Annotated in this window: 1 protein-coding gene; it reads left to right on the forward strand. The window is 76.6% G+C overall.

Going from position 1 to position 883, the window contains the following annotated elements; translation table 11 throughout:
- The coding region (locus SACPADRAFT_RS25965) for an oxidoreductase (RefSeq protein WP_007027787.1) at positions 1–883 on the forward strand (883 nt) is incomplete at both ends.

Genomic DNA, 883 nt, shown 5'->3' on the forward strand with positions numbered 1-883 from the left:
CGCCCGCACGGGGCGCTCGTCGTCGCCGGGCTCGGTCACGCGGGCTCGCAGGGGTCGTCGGCGTGGACGCAGCGCGCGTTGTGGGCCCCGTCCCGGGTGGCCGACGTGGCCTCGCGGGAGATGCCGGCCGAGATGGAACAGCCGGAGATCGACGCGCTGGTCACCGGGTTCGCGGACGCCGCGACCGTGGCGCGCGAGGCCGACCTCGACGGGGTCGAGCTGGCGACGGGCCAGTTCGCGCTGCTGCGCCAGTTCCTGTCCGGGCTGACCAACCACCGCGGTGACGGTTACGGCACCGACCGGACCCGGCTGCTGCACGAGGTGGTCGCCGCCGTCCGCGCCCGGCTCGGCCACGACCGTGTCCTCGGCCTGCGGCTGTCCTGCGACGAACTCGCCCCCTGGGCGGGCATCACCCCGGAGCGGGGCGCCGAGATCGCCGCCGGGATCGCCGCCGAGGTGGACTACCTGGTCGTGGTGCGCGGGTCGGCGATGGGCACCTCGGCCACCCGACCCGACGCGCACACCGGACCGGGTTTCAACACCGACCTGTGCTCCGCCGTCCGGGACGCCGTCGCCGGGGCGACCCCGGTGGTGCTGCAGGGCTCGGTGGTCGATCCGGACACGGCGCGGGCGGCCCTGGCCGACGGGGTGGCCGACCTGGTGGAGATGACCCGCGCCCAGATCGCGGACGCCGACCTGGTGCGCAAGGTCCGGGAGGGCGGGCGCGTCCGGCCCTGCACCCTGGCGAACCAGAAGTGCCGGGTGCGCGACAACCGGAACCCGCTGGTCAGCTGTCTCGGCGACCCGCGCAGCGGGCACGAGACCACCGACCCGGACGTCGAGCGCCCGGCCGCGCCGGGCGGGGACACCGCGCCCGGCGTGT

Source organism: Saccharomonospora iraqiensis subsp. paurometabolica YIM 90007, assembly GCF_000231035.2.
Classification (GTDB): domain Bacteria; phylum Actinomycetota; class Actinomycetes; order Mycobacteriales; family Pseudonocardiaceae; genus Saccharomonospora; species Saccharomonospora paurometabolica.